This is a genomic window from Devosia psychrophila, from assembly GCF_000971275.1.
GTDB lineage: Bacteria > Pseudomonadota > Alphaproteobacteria > Rhizobiales > Devosiaceae > Devosia > Devosia psychrophila.
Genome location: NZ_LAPV01000170.1, coordinates 34,585 through 49,690 on the forward strand (window position 1 = coordinate 34,585; position 15,106 = coordinate 49,690).

The window sequence follows — 15,106 nt, forward strand, 5'->3', positions numbered from 1 at the left end:
ACAAGGGAGAGACAGATGAACCATTTCCGACTTAGGCCCGGGCTGCGTACCGGCCGCGTCGTTACCGGCGCACTCACCGCCATGTTGCTGATGGGCGGCGCCGTATTTGCCCAGCAGCAATCCCCCATGCTGGACGGCATGGATTTGCCGCCGGTGGCTGAGCGCCTGCCAAGCAATCCGCTGGTGGTCACGCCGGTCGACAGCATCGGCACCTATGGCGGAACCTGGCGCTCGGCTTTGCGCGGTGGCCTCGACAACGCCTGGATCGCCCGCACCGTCGCCTATGACGGGCTGGTGCGCTACGATCGCGAGTGGAAGCAGATCGTCCCCAATCTGGCCGAAAGCTGGGAGGTCAGCGACGATTCCAAGACCTATACGTTCAAGCTGCGCGATGGCCTGAAGTGGAACAACGGCAAGCCGTTCACCAGCGCCGATATCGCCTTTGCGGCTGAGCTGTTCAGCGAGCCGACCTATGGCGCTGGCACCTTCATGAAGAACCCGAACAACCCGGTGAAGGTCGAAGTGGTCGACGACATCACCTTCAAGCTGGTGTTCGAAAAGCCCAATGGCGTCATCATGGACGACCTTGCCAGCGTCAACGGCCTTACCGTTGTTTCATTGAGCAAGGACTACTGCAGCCAGTTCTATCCCAAGTACAATCCCAATGCCGCCGAAGAAGCCAAGGCCGCCGGCTTCGAGACCTGGGAATTGTGGATGGGCAACCGGTGTTCCTGGGCGACCGAAACCATCCGCTTCGCCAATCCCGACCTGCCTTTTATGAATGCCTGGATGATCGAGGAGCCCCTGACCGGCGACGCCAGCCGCGCGACCTTCGTGCGCAATCCCTATTACTGGAAGGTCGACACCGAAGGTAACCAGCTCCCCTATATCGACAGGCTCGACATGCGCGTCTCTGACTCGCTCGAAGAGCTGACACTGATGGCACTGAACGGCGAGATCGACTACCAGGACCGACATATTGCGACCGTCGCCAACCAGCCGCTGTTCTTCGACGGGCAGGAAGCCGGTGATTATCGGCTGGGCGAAAACATCCCGTCAAACATGAACACGCTAATACTCCAGTTCAACTTGAACCATGTCGATCCGGTTCGGCGCGAGCTGTTCCAGAGCAAGGATTTCCGCATCGGCGTCAGCCATCTGATCGACCGCCAGGAAATCATCGACGTGGTCTTCACCGGGCAGGGCTCGCCCGCCCAGGCCGCGCCGCGCCCGGAATCGCCGTTCTACGACGAGGAAATGTCGCTTCAATATACCGAGTTCGATCCCGAAGCCGCTGATGCCGCCTTCCAGGCAGCAGGCCTCGGACCCAAGAATGGCGATGGTTTCTACACCATGGCAGATGGCTCGCCGCTGGTCGTCACCATCGACATCATCTCCTCGTTCCGCTCGGAATGGGTGGACATGATGGAGCTGCTGCAGCTCCAGCTTGAGGCCGGTGGCATCAACATCGAGCTCAATAACATCGACCGCACGCTGTATTACGACAAGCGCCCGACTGGCGATTATGACGCCCAGATATGGCAAGGCGACGGTGGCCTCGATGTGATCCAGGAGCCCCGCTACTACATGGCCAGCGGCGATGAATCGGTCTGGGCCTATCGTTGGGCACAGTGGTTCAACGGCTCCCGTCCTGAAATCGCCGAAGAACCCGCCGAGTGGGCCAAGCAGCAGATGGAGCTGATGAACCAGCTCCGTGGCGAGGGCGACCCCGCCAAGCGCGATGACCTGATGAAGCAGATCCTGGTGATCGCGAAGGAAAACTTCCCGGTGATCGGCGTCAGCCTGCCCGGCAACGGCTACTACATCGCCAAGAACAATATGCGGAACATCGCCGAGCCGATGCTGCACGCATACCTGTTCCCGACCCCCGGGCCCTACGATCCGTTCCAGTGGTACTTCGCCGAATGAGGCCGTCCCGGACCTCTACTGCGCCGGCCATCTACCGCGGTCTCCTGCGCTTCCGGTGCTCACGTACCCAAACGTACGCTGCGCGCCGGTTCTCGGAAACCACGGCATCTGACTCGGCGCAGCGAGGTTCGGGACAACCTCTGGAACGGCCTCCCGCCTCTCGCGGCGCTCCCCGTGCCGCGAGAGGTTGGCCAAACTTCCCACCTTCTTCCATTGCGGGAGAAGGTGCCCCGAAGGGGTGGATGAGGGGTCGCTGACCCCGTCCCTTCCCTGCACCTCCCCCCTTGGAGGGGGAGGCCAGGTGGGGGGCGAGAGCCCCGATATCGTGGCTAACGCCCCCTCCCTAAATCCCTCCCCTCAAGGGGCAGGGTGTCGACTGAATGATCCGTTACAGGAGACACGCCCATGCTTGGTTTTTTCGGCAAACGGCTGATCGCAATGGTGCTGACCATGTGGGCGGTGAGCTTTGTAGCTTTCGCCATCATCCAGCTGCCGCCGGGCGACTATCTGACGACCTATATGGCGACGCTTGCCGCCAATGGCGATCGGGTTGACCCGGCCACCATCGAGGCGCTGCGCCGCCAATACGGTTTTGGCGAGCCCTATATCATCCAGTACTGGAAGTGGATTTCCGGCATCGTGCTGCGCGGCGATTTCGGGCAGAGCTTTGAGTGGAAGGCGCCCGTAACGACGCTGATTTGGGGCCGGCTGGGCAATTCCATCCTGCTCGAAGGGCTGGCCGTCATCGTGATGTGGCTGGTCGCCGTTCCCATCGGCATTTATGCGGCGGTTCGCAAGTATTCTCTCGGCGATTATCTCGCTACCATCGGCGGTTTCCTCGGCCTCGCCATTCCCAATTTCTTCTTTGCTCTGATCCTTATGTATCTCAGCTTCGTCTGGTTCGGCGAAACCATCGGCGGGCTGTTTTCGCCTGGCATGGAAACGGCGCGCTGGAGTCCGGCCCGCATCTGGGATTTCCTGAGCCACGCCTGGGCGCCCATCCTGGTGCTGGCGACCGCCGGCACGGCGGAACTGATCCGCATCCTGCGCGCCAACCTGCTCGATGAACTCAAGAAACCCTATGTGACGACGGCGCGGGCCAAGGGGCTCAGCGAATTCCGCACGATTCTGAAATACCCCGTGCGGGTTGCGCTCAATCCGTTGATCTCCACCATCGGCTGGCTTCTGCCGGCCCTGGTATCCAGCTCGGTGCTGGTCTCGGTCGTGCTCAACCTGCCGACAGCCGGACCGCTGCTGCTGCGCTCGCTCACCAGCCAGGACATGTTCCTCGCCGGCGCGATCATCATGCTGCTGGGAATGCTGACGGTGATCGGCACGCTGATCAGCGACCTGCTGCTTGCCTGGATCGATCCTCGAATTCGCTATGGGAGCAAGTGATGGCCGTGGACACCATGACCCACACCTCAATGGCCGCCGAAGCCGCGGGCATGCCACGCGCCAAGCGCGAAAGCCACTTCGGGCTGATGTGGCGGCGTTTCAAGCGTCACCGGTTGGCGCTGGTCAGCCTGTGGATCGTCATCGCCTTCTATCTCGTGGCTCTGCTGGCCGAGTTCCTGGCTCCAACCGATCCGTCGGCCTATAGCGCGCGCTACACCTATGCGCCGCCGCAGGGCATCCAGTTTTTCTCAACCAACGAGGACGGCTCCTGGCGGTTTTTCCCGCATGTGAATGGCTATGCCAGCGAAGTCGATCCCAAGGCGATGCGACGGACCTTCGTGCTCGATCCCGAGGTCGAAATCCCGGTGCAGTTCTTCATTCCAAGCGAACCATACATGCTGGCTGGGGTTATCCCCATGTCGGTCAAGTTCATGGGCGTGACCGAGGCGCGGGCACCATTCTATATTCTGGGCGCCGACCGGCTGGGCCGCGACCTGTTGAGCCGGCTGATCCACGGCACGCGCATTTCGCTCAGCATCGGCCTCGCCGGCGTGACGCTGAGCCTGTTCTTCGGCATCGTGGTCGGCGGCTTTGCCGGCTATTACGGCGGACTTTTCGACAGCGCGGTGATGCGCATCATCGAGTTCATCCGCTCTATGCCGACCATTCCGCTGTGGCTGGGGCTGGCAGCCGCCATGCCCAAGGACTGGAGCGCGCTACAAACCTACTTCGCCATCACCATCATCCTCAGCCTGATCGGCTGGACCGAACTGGCGCGCGTGGTGCGAGGGCGTTTCCTGTCGTTGCGGACCGAAGATTTCGTGACGGCGGCGCAGCTCGATGGAGCCAGTGACTGGCGGATTATCACCCGGCACATGGTCCCGAGCTTCATGAGCCACATCATCGCAGCGGCAACGCTGGCCATTCCCGGCATGATCCTCGCCGAAACGGCTTTGTCGTTCCTCGGATTGGGCCTGCAGGCGCCGATCGTCAGCTGGGGCACGCTGCTGCAGGACGCGCAGAACATCCGCACCCTCGCGAGCGCCCCCTGGCTACTGACGCCGGGGCTCTGCGTGATCGTGGTCATCCTTGCAATGAACTTTTTTGGAGACGGTCTCCGTGATGCCGCTGATCCCCATGGGCGATAAACCCATCCTTTCCATCTCCGACATGTCCATCGTGTTTTCCTCGCCCGACGAGGCCGATATCGAGGCGGTGCGGCAGGTCGATCTGACGCTAACGCCGGGCAAGACGCTGGCGCTGGTCGGCGAAAGCGGTTGCGGCAAGTCGGTCACGGCGCGGGCCGTGCTGCGGCTGCTCGACAAGAACGCCGATATCCAGCGTGGTTCGATCATCTTCGCTCCGGGCGACGCCGAGGCGACCGATATCGTCCAGCTCAGGCAGGACAGCCTGCCGCTGCGGGCCATTCGCGGCAACCAGATTTCGATGATCTTCCAGGAGCCGATGAGCTCGCTCTCACCGGTGCATACCATCGGCGATCAGATCGACGAGATGATGGTGATCCACGAGGGGCTGAAGCCGAAACAGGCGCGGGAGCGGACCGTGGCACTACTCGATCAGGTCGGCATTCCGGGCGCTCGGGAACGTGCCGACGCCTATCCATTTCAGCTCTCCGGCGGCCTGCGGCAGCGCGCGATGATCGCCATGGCGCTGGCCTGTACGCCGAAAGTTCTGATCGCCGATGAGCCGACCACGGCGCTGGATGTAACGACGCAGGCGCAGATTTTGGACCTGCTGCGGCAGTTGCAGGCGGACTTTGGCATGGCCATGCTGTTTATCACCCATGATCTCGGCGTCGTCGCCGAAATCGCCGACGAAGTTGCGGTGATGTATCTCGGCGACGTGGTCGAGCAGGGCAGCGTGTTCGACGTCTTTGCGGCGCCCAAACATCCCTATACCCAGGCGCTGATGAGCTCGATCCCCAAGATGGCGCGCAAGGCCGACCGAGTGCGGCTGTCGCCAATCAAGGGCACGGTACCGGCGCCCAGGGATCGGCCGCAGGGCTGTGCCTTCACCAGCCGCTGCCCCTATGCTTTCGAGCCCTGCGCCACGATCCGGCCTGAGCGCACGGCCATCGGCGACAACCACCATGCACGGTGTCACCTGTTGACGCGTCAACCTGCGGAGGCCGCGGCATGAGCACGCTGCTGAGTGTCGAACACCTGTCAAAGCATTACACGCTGAGTGGTGGTCTCTTCGGCAAGGAACGCCGGCTCGACGCGCTGACCGATATCAATCTCACGGTGGAGGCGGGCGAAACCCTCGCCATCGTCGGCGAAAGCGGCTGCGGCAAGACTACGCTGGGGCGCTGCATCATTGCGGCGCAATCATCAAGCGAGGGCAGGGTGGTGTATCACCCCAAGTCCGGTGGCGACGTCGAGCTGACGGCGCTGAGCAAGCGCGAGATCAAGCCGTGGCGGAAAGACATCCGCATGATCTTCCAGGACCCGATGAGTTCGCTCAACCCCAATATGCGGGTGTTCGACATTGTCGCCGAGCCGCTGCGCATCCACAAGATATGCAAGGGCAGGGAACTCGAAGAGCGGGTGATCTCGACTCTGGAGAAGGTCGGAATTCCGGCCGAGGCAGTGGGACGTTATCCGCATGCGTTTTCGGGTGGCCAGCGGCAGCGCATCGGCATCGCCCGGGCGCTGGTGCTCGACCCCAAGCTGGTGATCGCCGACGAGGCGGTCTCGGCGCTGGACGTTTCGATCCAGGCGCAGGTGCTCAACCTGCTCGAAGACCTCAAGGCCGAGTTCGGGCTGACCTATATCTTCATCAGCCATGACCTCGGCGTAGTGAACTATATCGCCGACCGCGTGGTGGTGATGTATCTCGGCCATGTGGTGGAAAATGCGCCCACCGAATTGCTGTTCGAGCGGCCGCGCCATCCCTATACCGAACTGCTGCTCGAGGCCCTGCCCATCGCCGATCCGCTGCGCCGCAAGGGTCGCAAGACCGAGGCACGCGGCGAAATCCCCTATCTCGGCAATCGCCCGGTCGGCTGCCCGTTCAACACCCGCTGCAAATATGCCGAGGACCGCTGCCGCACCGAAAAACCGGCGCTGCGCTCCATCCACGGCAGCGCGCAGGAAGCGGCCTGCCACTTCGCCGAACAGCTGAGTTTGAAGGGCGCCTATGACGACGCGCCGACCAAGGAATTTGCCTGATGACCTATGATCCCGTGAGCGCCAATCCGCTGCATGGCAATCCGCTCAAAAGCCGCGCCGATGTGGAAAAGGCGCTCCATGACCTGTTCAATCCGCTGCTGCCATTCTTCTCCGAGGGCGGTGCGCGGGTGCGGTTGGACGGAGCGGCGGCGCATTTCGATCGCGCAGCGGCTGATCTCGAAGGCTTTGCGCGTCCGCTATGGGGGCTGACGCCGCTGGCGGCGGGCGGTGGCCGTTTCGATCATTGGGAATTGTATCGGCGCGGGCTGGCCAATGGCACCGACCCCGAGCATCCTGAATATTGGGGCACGGTCAATTCGACCGACCAGCGCATGGTCGAGCTAGCGGCCATCGGTTTCACCATGCGGCTGTTGCCGGACAAGGTTTGGCAACCACTATCGCAGCAAGCCAAGAGCAATCTCGCAGCATACCTCAAGCATGCTCGCAGCTTCGACTACGCAGATAACAACTGGAAATTCTTCCGCATCCTCGTCGATCTCGGGCTGGAGGAATGCGGCGTCGAGTTTGACCGTTCGCTGACCGAAAAATATCTCGAAGAACTGGACGCATTCTATCTGGGCGACGGCTGGTATCGCGACGGCAATGTGCGGCGCATCGACCACTACATCCCCTTTGCCATGCACTTCTATGGCCTGATCTATGCCGCGCTCGCCAAGGGCGATGACAAGCGTGTCGCCGCCTATAAAGAACGTGCAACCTTGTTTGCCAAGGACATTCGCCACTGGTTCGACGAGGATGGCGGCACGCTGGCCTTCGGTCGCAGCCTGACCTATCGCTTTGCCTGCGGCGGCATCTGGGGCGCGCTGGCCTTTGCCGATCTTGAGGCGCTGCCCTGGGGTGAGATCAAGGGACAGTATATGCGCCACCTGCGCTGGTGGGCCGACAAACCGATAGCCAATCGCGATGGCGTGCTGTCGGTGGGCTATGGCTATCCAAACCTTTTCATGTCCGAAAGCTATAATTCAGCCGGCTCACCCTATTGGGCGCTGAAGGCCTTTTTGCCCCTGGCATTGCCGGCAGATCATCCGTTCTGGACCGCGGAGGAGAGTAAAGCGGTGACCGACGATGCGCCGATCCCGCTCAAGCATCCGGGCATGGTGATGATGCATACGCCGGGCAATGTGGTGGCGCTGTCGAGTGGGCAGCAGAACTGGCAGATGCGGCACGGCAGCGAGAAATACGCCAAGTTCATCTATTCCAGCCGCTATGGTTTCTCAGTGGAAGTCGATGAACGCGCCTACAATATGGGCGCCTTCGACGGCGCGCTTGCCTTCTCGGACGATGGGCGGCACTACCGGGTGCGCGAGAATAATGAAGTCGCCCAGATTGCCGGCGACACTTTGTTTGCGCGCTGGAAACCGTGGACCGACGTGACGGTGGAAACCTGGCTACTGCCAGCCAGTCCCTGGCATATTCGGGTGCACCGGATCACCACCCCGCGCACTTTGCACGCCACCGAAGGCGGCTTTGCCATCGAACGAGCCGATCTGAATGCCGATACCTACATCGACGAGCCCGGCAGTGGCGCGGCCAAGAGTGAGACCGATGTGAGCGCCATCGTCGACCTTGCCGGTCAGCGCGAGGGCAGGGCGCATAGACCCTATCCCAACACCAATCTCATCGCATCCAAGACTATCGTGCCGCAACTGCGTGGCGAAATTTCCGCAGGCACGACGGTGTTGATGACTGCGGCGATGGCATTGCCGGCGGGCGATGCGGCGGAGGCAGCATTGCGCCAACCACCGGAGGCGCCAGACATCACCGAGCTCGAAGCGTTGTTTGCCCGCGAGGGTGTCGATGTCAGCGCCATTCTGGTGCCGGAGCGCTTTTGATGGTGCCCAAACTCGCCTTTGCCATGGCGGCGGACAAGACCAGGCATGTGTTCGACGATGAGGCGCTGGCGCGGCTGTCGCGGACTTGCGATATCGTCCGAGCCACGCCGCTTGAAGAGTTTTTCAGCGCCGAAGCGCGTAGGGTTCTGGGTGAAATCGACATTCTCGTCACCGGCTGGGGCTGCCCGATGGTAACGGCGGAGGTGGTTCGCGCGGCGCCCAACCTCAAGCTGATCGCCCATGCGGCGGGCACGGTGAAATTCACGCTCGATCCGGCAGTCTACGAGGCCGGCATCCGGGTTACCCATGCCGCTGACGCCAATGCCGTGCCGGTAGCGGAATATACGCTGGCGGCGATCCTGTTCGCCAACAAGCGGGTGTTCGAACTGCGCGACCGCTATCGGGCCGATCCGGGTCGGCGCAGCACCTATGCCCTGATGGATGAGCCGATCGGCAATTATCACCGCACCGTGGGGCTGGTCGGCGCGTCGCGCATTGGCCGGAGGGTTGCGAAAATGCTGGCAGGCTTCGACTTCACCGTTTTGCTCAGCGACCCATTCGTGACCAGGGGCGACCCGGTGCTGGCCGGGGCCGAACTGGTCGATCTCGATACGCTGATGGCGCGCTCCGATGTCGTGTCGGTGCATGCACCGTCGCTGCCGGAAACGCGAGCCATGATCGGGGCACGGCAATTCAAGCTGATGAAGCATGGCGCAGGTTTCATCAATACGGCGCGCGGCGCGGTGGTGGACGAAGCGGCGATGATCGCTGAGTTACAGACCGGGCGCATCCACGCGGTCATCGACGTGACCGACCCGGAAATTCCCGAAGCCGGATCGCCCCTCTATAGTCTGCCCAACGTATTTCTGACCCCCCATTTGGCCGGGGCCGTCGGCACGGAACGACTGCGGCTGGGGCAGTTGGCCATCGAGGAAGTTGAACGCTTCGTAGCGGGCAAGGCGATGGAATTCGAGATCGAACCGGCCCTGCTTGAGCGGCTGGCATGACGGCCAGCGACCGAAGTATCGCGCAGTCGACACCCTCCCCCTTGCGGGGAGGGATCAAGGGAGGGGGCTGTTTGGCCCCGTTGTAAGAACCGCCCTCGACGGCGGAATTTGGGGATGTGGGAGGCCGGCCATTGGGGCCAGACGTCCCCTTGCTGACCCTCCCCGCAAGGGTGACGACTGAGGAATTGATGAACCTATGAAACCGCATATAGTTGAAAATCCGCCGATCGACGCCGAGCACGAAGCCCGCCTGCAGTTCCTGACCTGGGACCGCACTCCCGCCGACATCGAGGCGCCCGAACATCGGGCGCGGCAGGCGCATTGGGTGCGGGTGGCGGGCGGCAGTTTTCATCCGACAGCCTATGTGGCAGCCGAAGCCGCGATCTTTACCAGCCATCTGGTACTGGGCGAGCAGAGCTGGATTGCCGGGCATGCGCTGGTGCGCGGCGACGTGGAATTTGGCGCCCACAGCACAGTAAATTCCTACGCGATGATTTCGGGCAAGGTGCGCTGCGGCGATGGCGTACGCATTGCCAGCCATGTGACCATTGTCGGGTTCAACCACGGCTATGACGACCCCAGTGTACCGATCCACACGCAGAAGCATGAAAGCCTGGGCATCGTCATCGAGGACGATGTGTGGATCGGCGCCAATGCGGTGGTGCTGGATGGGGTGACCGTCGGGCGAGGCGCGGTGATTGCGGCGGGGGCGGTGGTCAGCAAGGACGTGCCGCCAATGGCCATCGTCGGCGGCGTTCCGGCCAGGCTGGTACGCTATCGCGGACAAAGGGGGAAGACCGACGCAGTTGCGGCTTTAGGCCGGCTGGGTGTCATGGCCAAGTCGCAATTGCCGGAGGTGCTCGCCGCCTATCGCGAGGGCGGCGAATATGTATCGCGCGAGGCCGATGGACAGGCGCGGCGCAGTGCCCGGCATCGCAACGATGCCATCGAGTTGGCTGCCGGTTTCGACACGCTGCCAGAAGGACTGGATGTCGCGGCGACGCTGACCGAATTGCAGGCAATGCAGGACCCCGTAACCGGACTGTTTCCCGATCCGCATCGACCCGTTGCGTTGGGGGTGCCGATGCGCGACGACGGGCTGGCGCTATATAATGTGCTCTCGGTTGGCTACGCCATCGAGGTTCTGGGCGGGAAGCCGCTGTATCCAATTCCTGCTGTCGAACTTGAGGCGCCCGAACTGTGCGACTGGCTGGAAAGCCTGACCTGGCGCGGGCGGGCTTGGACCGCCGGCTCGGTGGTCGATGCGATCGGCACGGCGCTGTATTACAATGCCCGATATTTTACGACCGGGCGGGCACGCGAAACGCTGTTCGGCTGGCTGGCAATGCAGCAGAACCGCGCGACCGGCCTGTGGGGATCGCCAACGGCGGACGAAGGCCTGTTACAGCCGGTCAATGGTTTCTACCGGCTGACCCGCGGCACTTATGCGCAGTTTGGGCTGCCAGTGCCCAATGCCGAGCGCGCGGTGGATTCCGTGCTGCTGAACTATTGCAATTATGGCGGCTTTTCGGGCCCGACTTACACGGCCTGCAATCTGCTCGACACCGTGCACCCGCTGCTGCTGTGCCTCCGGCAGACCGATTATCGACGCGCCGAGGCCGAGGCGATTGCCCGTGCGGTTGTCGGGCGAGCCGAGGAGCGCTGGGTGCCTGGGCAGGGCTTCGCCTTTGCCGATGGCCAGGCGCCGAGCCTGCAGGGCACGGAAATGTGGCTCTCGGTAGTCCACCTGGCGGCGGAGCTGCTGGGTATCGCCGACAGTTTTGCCTTCGTGCCGAAGGGCGTGCATCGGATGCGCGCGGTGGGATTGGGCCTATGAAAAAGGCGCTGGTGGTCTGGGGTGGCATGCAACTGCACACGCCTGAGCGCGGAGCACATGTGGTGTGCGCGTTGCTGGAAGCAGAGGGTTTTGCCGTAACCGTGACGCCGGAATATGATGCGCTGGGCGCCGACGATGTCGGCAGCAATGACCTCGTGGTGCCGGTGATCACTGATGGCACGCTGGCGCCGGAGAAAATGGACCGGCTGATTGCGGCGATCCGGGCCGGGACGGGGCTCGCCGGCTATCACATGGGGCTGGCGACGAGCTTTCGCAGTTCGGTGCCGTTCCGCTATGCAGCGGGCTGTTACTGGGTGCAGCATCCGGGCAATATCATCACCTATCGAGTGGATGTGGGCGATCATCCGCTGCTGGCGGGGATAGAGAGCTTCGAGCATACCTCGGAGCAGTATTATCTAAACTACGATCCCGCAGTGGATGTGCTGGCAACCACTGTGTTTTCGGGGGAATTTCATCCCTGGCGCAAGGACGTGGTGATGCCGGTGGTTTTCACGACCATGCATGATCAGGGGCGGGTATTTTATTCGTCGCTGGGGCATACGGCGGATGAACTGGCCGGGGGGCCGGTGCGGGAGATTTTGCGTCGCGGCCTGCTTTGGGCAGCTCGGTAAAGTCCCTGTTTGGGTCCCCCACCTTGCCTCCCCCTGATGAGGGGGAGGAACTTCATCGAGTTTTGGGCACTTTCTTGGACAATCACCAGTCAGATTCCTCCCCTTTTTTCAGGGTGAGGCTAGGTGGGGGTATTCTTCCTTACTGCTGCTGTGCCGCCTCGGCCTGCCGCTGCAGTACTTCCGACTCCGGCAGTGCGTTAGCGTATTGCAGCTCGCGATTGGCGCGGTTCCAGAAGGCCGGGTGGACGCGATCGAGCAGAGCCGGCGGGGTAGACGCGAGGCCTACGGCGGCCGTGGCGTCGAGATACAGCACGGCGTTTTGGCGATACCAGGCGGGGATATCCTCGTCGCTCCAGATGACGGGGCGGATCACGTCATAGGCCAGGTAGCCGTGCGTCGCGAACAGTTCAGCCCACCAGCTTTGCCATTGTTCATTGCGATGGCCCACGCCGCCCTGGCCGGGGAGGGCGGCGCTGAACAGCACGGCGGGCGCCAATGCCACGAGGTCGGCGACGAAGCTGACGGCGCGTTCTGACGACAGGTGTTCGGCCACTTCCAGTGACATTGCGAGATCGACGCGGGGGCCGCTGAAGCGCTGTTCGAGGTCCTGTGGCGCAAAGGCGATACGCGCATCGTCGAGCATGGCGGGCGTGACCCAGTCGCCCTCGATGCCGAAAGCGGTCTCGGCACCATCCGCGAGGGCGGCCGCCAGCCATGTGCCGGTGCCGCAGCCGATATCGGCGACGCTGGCTCGGGGCAGGCTTGGTGGCAGTGCTGCCAGCAACCGGCGCGCGGCGTGAACGGTGTGGGCGCGGCGGTCTTCATAAAAGCCGGCAGGATAGAGCGAGGCGGTCATGCGGAAAATCCCTGAAGTCGCCTCAGACTAAACCGGGCTTTCATCCAAGGCTAGAAGCCGAGTTGTCATGCCCTGCCGGTGTTGCGCAGCGGTCCGGGCCCGCATAATCGCGTTCATCAACGACACCATGCCGCTCTAACACCATCCGCCCCCGCTGCGGCGGGGCGGTCTCTATTCCGAGCTAATGCATTGCCAACGGCCAATTAAGAGCTTCGAAAGTCCCGTAGGGTAGCGTCCGATCAGCGTCGATAACTGACATTAGCCGAGCTCAGAAATCTCGGTCGGGCGGAAACGATGAACAAACACCAGCTCTACGCAGCACCAGAAGGTGGCTGTGTTGAATCTCACGGTGCAGGACTAGATCCTGCAGGCCTGGAGCTCGACCTCGTCAGCACCAGAGCCTTCCTCGACGCGGTGGTCGAAAGCATTCCGCATATGGTCTTTGTCAAAGACGTTCTCGATGGACGGTTCGTGCTGCTCAACCGGGCCGGCGAACAATTGCTTGGACTCAAGCGCGAGGACCTGATCGGCAAGACTGATTTCGACCTGTTCTCGCCCGACGATGCCGAGCGGTTCCGCACGGCAGATCGCGAGGTGGTCGCCTCCCAGAAGTTGGTCACGATTGAAAACGAGCCGCTATCGACGCCCGACGGTACGCGTTCGCTCAGGACGCAAAAGGTCGGCGTGCCGGATGCCCATGGCAATCCTCGGTATCTCCTCGGCATCTCCGAGGATGTGACCGAACGGCTCAAGGTCGAGGAGCGTAATCGCCATCTTTCGTTGCATGACATCCTGACCGACCTGCCCAACCGACGCTCCTTCGAAGCGGCTCTCAACCACGAATTGATGAACCGAAACAGGTTCAGTCTGCTCGTGCTCGATCTGGATGGGTTCAAGGTCATCAATGACACCATGGGCCACCGTGCCGGCGACGACCTGCTGCGGCAGTTGTCCAGTCGTCTAAGTGAGGTCAAGGGCGAGCATGACTTTCTGGCGCGGTTGGGTGGCGACGAGTTTGGCGTCATTCATCGTGCGGCAACGAAGAAATCGTCGACGCAACTGGCGAGCCGGCTGATATCGGCACTGACCAAGCCGTTCGAGGTCGAGGAGCGCCTTGTCAGCGTCGGCGCAAGCCTCGGAATCGTGCTGTCTCCCGATTTTGGCAACACGCCCGATAACCTTACCAAGCGAGCGGATCTGGCGCTCTACGCCGCCAAGGCTGCGCACAGAGGCAGCCATGTCTTTTTTGAACCGGCGATGGAAGAGAAGGCCGACACCGAGCATTATCTTCGCGAAGAGCTGGCATTCGCGCTCAAGCGGTCGCAGCTCCATATCGTCTACCAGCCGATCGTGGACACGCGCAGCGGCAGGATCGTGTGTTGCGAGGCCCTGCTGCGATGGACCCATCCGCAGCTCGGGCCGATATGTCCGGATGATTTCATTCCTGTCGCCGAAGCCTCGGGACAGATCGCGGCGATCGGAAAATGGGTGTTGGAAACGGCATGCAAGGAGGCCAGAAATTGGCCGTCCGACATCCGGCTCGCCGTCAACGTTTCACCTCGACAGTTCACCGGGTTCGGCCTGGCAGTGATGCTGGCGCGCATTCTCGAACGCACCAAGCTTGCCCCCAGCCGTCTTGAGCTTGAGATCACGGAATCGATCTTCCTGACGGACAGCGACGAAAACGTCCGCCTGCTCAACCAGATCAAGCATCTGGGCGTGCGCATCGCTCTGGACGATTTCGGCACGGGTTATTCCAGTCTGGCCTACCTGCGCAAGTTTTCGTTCGACAAGCTCAAGATCGACAAATCCTTCGTGTCGGACCTCGCCACTTCCGACTGCAATCTGGCCATTGTTCGAGCCATCATTGGCCTGGGAAAGAGCTTTTCGGCCGTCGTCACCGCCGAGGGCGTCGAAACCGAAGCGGAACATGCCCGGCTGCTTGAGGAGGGCTGCGAGCAGTGCCAGGGACATCTGTTCGGCCGTCCAGTCGAGGCAAAGCTGATCCGGGAAATGTTAGGCCACTCACGAGATCGTCGCGCCTGCTGACCAGCAGACAAGCATCTAAGCAGCTTTGCAATATCAGCGAAGCCCCTTCGCCTTAGGCTCAGCGTGCCTCCGAGGCTTATGCCGTCCTTATGAAATCTTTATGCCGAAAATCCTCTTTCGGTATGGCAATTTGACGGGCACCAGGTCCACTGCATGAGCCTTACTTCAAGAGGCTCATCATGCTCGATCTTGCATATATCGCTCTGGGCGCCGGCACGCTGATCGCACTCGCGATCTACGCCACTGCGCTCAACCGGCTGTGAGCGCCGCCATGCTCATCATTTCCTTCCTCATCGCCCTCGCGCTGGCCGTCTACCTCGTGGTGACGTTGCTGGCGCCTGAACGTTTCTGACA

12 protein-coding genes are annotated in these 15,106 nt (G+C 62.0%); 11 read left to right on the top strand and 1 reads right to left on the bottom strand.

The window, feature by feature from the left end:
* Positions 1–15 precede the first annotated feature (15 nt).
* From WH91_RS19330 to WH91_RS19370, 9 genes are all read left to right on the top strand, one after another.
* A complete protein-coding gene (locus WH91_RS19330) occupies positions 16–1,929 on the top strand; it encodes an ABC transporter substrate-binding protein (protein ID WP_046172646.1) in 1,914 nt (637 codons plus the stop codon).
* 405 nt (positions 1,930–2,334) lie between these two features.
* A complete protein-coding gene (locus WH91_RS19335) occupies positions 2,335–3,327 on the top strand; it encodes an ABC transporter permease (protein WP_046172647.1) in 993 nt (330 codons plus the stop codon).
* A 29-nt stretch (positions 3,328–3,356) separates the two neighbouring features.
* Positions 3,357–4,475 carry an ABC transporter permease gene (locus WH91_RS19340; protein WP_244542399.1) on the top strand — a complete coding sequence of 373 codons (1,119 nt, stop codon included), beginning with the start codon at positions 3,357–3,359 and terminating at the stop codon, positions 4,473–4,475.
* On the top strand, positions 4,465–5,487 hold the full coding sequence (locus WH91_RS19345; protein ID WP_046172706.1) for an ABC transporter ATP-binding protein: 1,023 nt from the start codon (positions 4,465–4,467) through the stop codon (positions 5,485–5,487). The genes WH91_RS19340 and WH91_RS19345 overlap by 11 nt, the downstream gene beginning before the upstream one ends.
* Positions 5,484–6,518 carry an ABC transporter ATP-binding protein gene (locus WH91_RS19350; protein WP_046172648.1) on the top strand — a complete coding sequence of 345 codons (1,035 nt, stop codon included), beginning with the start codon at positions 5,484–5,486 and terminating at the stop codon, positions 6,516–6,518. Before WH91_RS19345 ends, WH91_RS19350 begins: the two co-directional genes overlap by 4 nt.
* Positions 6,518–8,371, top strand: coding sequence for a DUF2264 domain-containing protein (locus tag WH91_RS19355; RefSeq protein WP_046172649.1), 1,854 nt, complete (start codon positions 6,518–6,520; stop codon positions 8,369–8,371). Before WH91_RS19350 ends, WH91_RS19355 begins: the two co-directional genes overlap by 1 nt.
* Positions 8,368–9,378 (top strand): hydroxyacid dehydrogenase, encoded by a 1,011-nt coding sequence (locus tag WH91_RS19360; protein ID WP_425285350.1) that lies wholly within the window; start codon positions 8,368–8,370, stop codon positions 9,376–9,378. Before WH91_RS19355 ends, WH91_RS19360 begins: the two co-directional genes overlap by 4 nt.
* 196 nt (positions 9,379–9,574) lie before the next feature.
* Entirely contained in the window at positions 9,575–11,215 is a 1,641-nt protein-coding gene (locus WH91_RS19365) for an acyltransferase (protein ID WP_046172651.1), read from the top strand.
* A complete protein-coding gene (locus WH91_RS19370; protein WP_046172652.1) occupies positions 11,212–11,847 on the top strand; it encodes a ThuA domain-containing protein in 636 nt (211 codons plus the stop codon). Before WH91_RS19365 ends, WH91_RS19370 begins: the two co-directional genes overlap by 4 nt.
* Before the next feature lie 139 nt (positions 11,848–11,986).
* Here WH91_RS19370 and WH91_RS19375 read toward each other — a convergent pair whose 3' ends face one another.
* On the bottom strand, positions 11,987–12,703 hold the full coding sequence (locus WH91_RS19375; protein WP_052952990.1) for a class I SAM-dependent methyltransferase: 717 nt from the start codon (positions 12,701–12,703) through the stop codon (positions 11,987–11,989).
* Positions 12,704–12,997: 294 nt separating this feature from the next.
* Between WH91_RS19375 and WH91_RS19380 the strand changes: the two genes are divergently transcribed.
* On the top strand, positions 12,998–14,752 hold the full coding sequence (locus tag WH91_RS19380) for a putative bifunctional diguanylate cyclase/phosphodiesterase (RefSeq protein ID WP_052952991.1): 1,755 nt from the start codon (positions 12,998–13,000) through the stop codon (positions 14,750–14,752).
* Positions 14,753–15,023: 271 nt separating this feature from the next.
* Positions 15,024–15,104, top strand: coding sequence for a K(+)-transporting ATPase subunit F (gene kdpF / locus WH91_RS26235; RefSeq protein ID WP_082102279.1), 81 nt, complete (start codon positions 15,024–15,026; stop codon positions 15,102–15,104).
* Positions 15,105–15,106: the final 2 nt, after the last annotated feature.

Bases quoted from the DNA above. Each gene is read 5' to 3' on its own strand.
- WH91_RS19330 (WP_046172646.1), top strand. From the start codon at position 16: ATGAACCATTTCCGACTTAGGCCCGGGCTGCGTACCGGCCGCGTCGTT.
- WH91_RS19340 (WP_244542399.1), top strand. From the start codon at position 3,357: ATGGCCGCCGAAGCCGCGGGCATGCCACGCGCCAAGCGCGAAAGCCAC.
- WH91_RS19350 (WP_046172648.1), top strand. From the start codon at position 5,484: ATGAGCACGCTGCTGAGTGTCGAACACCTGTCAAAGCATTACACGCTG.
- WH91_RS19345 (WP_046172706.1), top strand. From the start codon at position 4,465: ATGGGCGATAAACCCATCCTTTCCATCTCCGACATGTCCATCGTGTTT.
- WH91_RS19375 (WP_052952990.1), bottom strand. From the start codon at position 12,703: ATGACCGCCTCGCTCTATCCTGCCGGCTTTTATGAAGACCGCCGCGCC.
- WH91_RS19335 (WP_046172647.1), top strand. From the start codon at position 2,335: ATGCTTGGTTTTTTCGGCAAACGGCTGATCGCAATGGTGCTGACCATG.
- WH91_RS19365 (WP_046172651.1), top strand. From the start codon at position 9,575: ATGAAACCGCATATAGTTGAAAATCCGCCGATCGACGCCGAGCACGAA.
- WH91_RS19370 (WP_046172652.1), top strand. From the start codon at position 11,212: ATGAAAAAGGCGCTGGTGGTCTGGGGTGGCATGCAACTGCACACGCCT.
- kdpF (WP_082102279.1), top strand. From the start codon at position 15,024: ATGCTCATCATTTCCTTCCTCATCGCCCTCGCGCTGGCCGTCTACCTC.
- WH91_RS19355 (WP_046172649.1), top strand. From the start codon at position 6,518: ATGACCTATGATCCCGTGAGCGCCAATCCGCTGCATGGCAATCCGCTC.
- WH91_RS19380 (WP_052952991.1), top strand. From the start codon at position 12,998: ATGAACAAACACCAGCTCTACGCAGCACCAGAAGGTGGCTGTGTTGAA.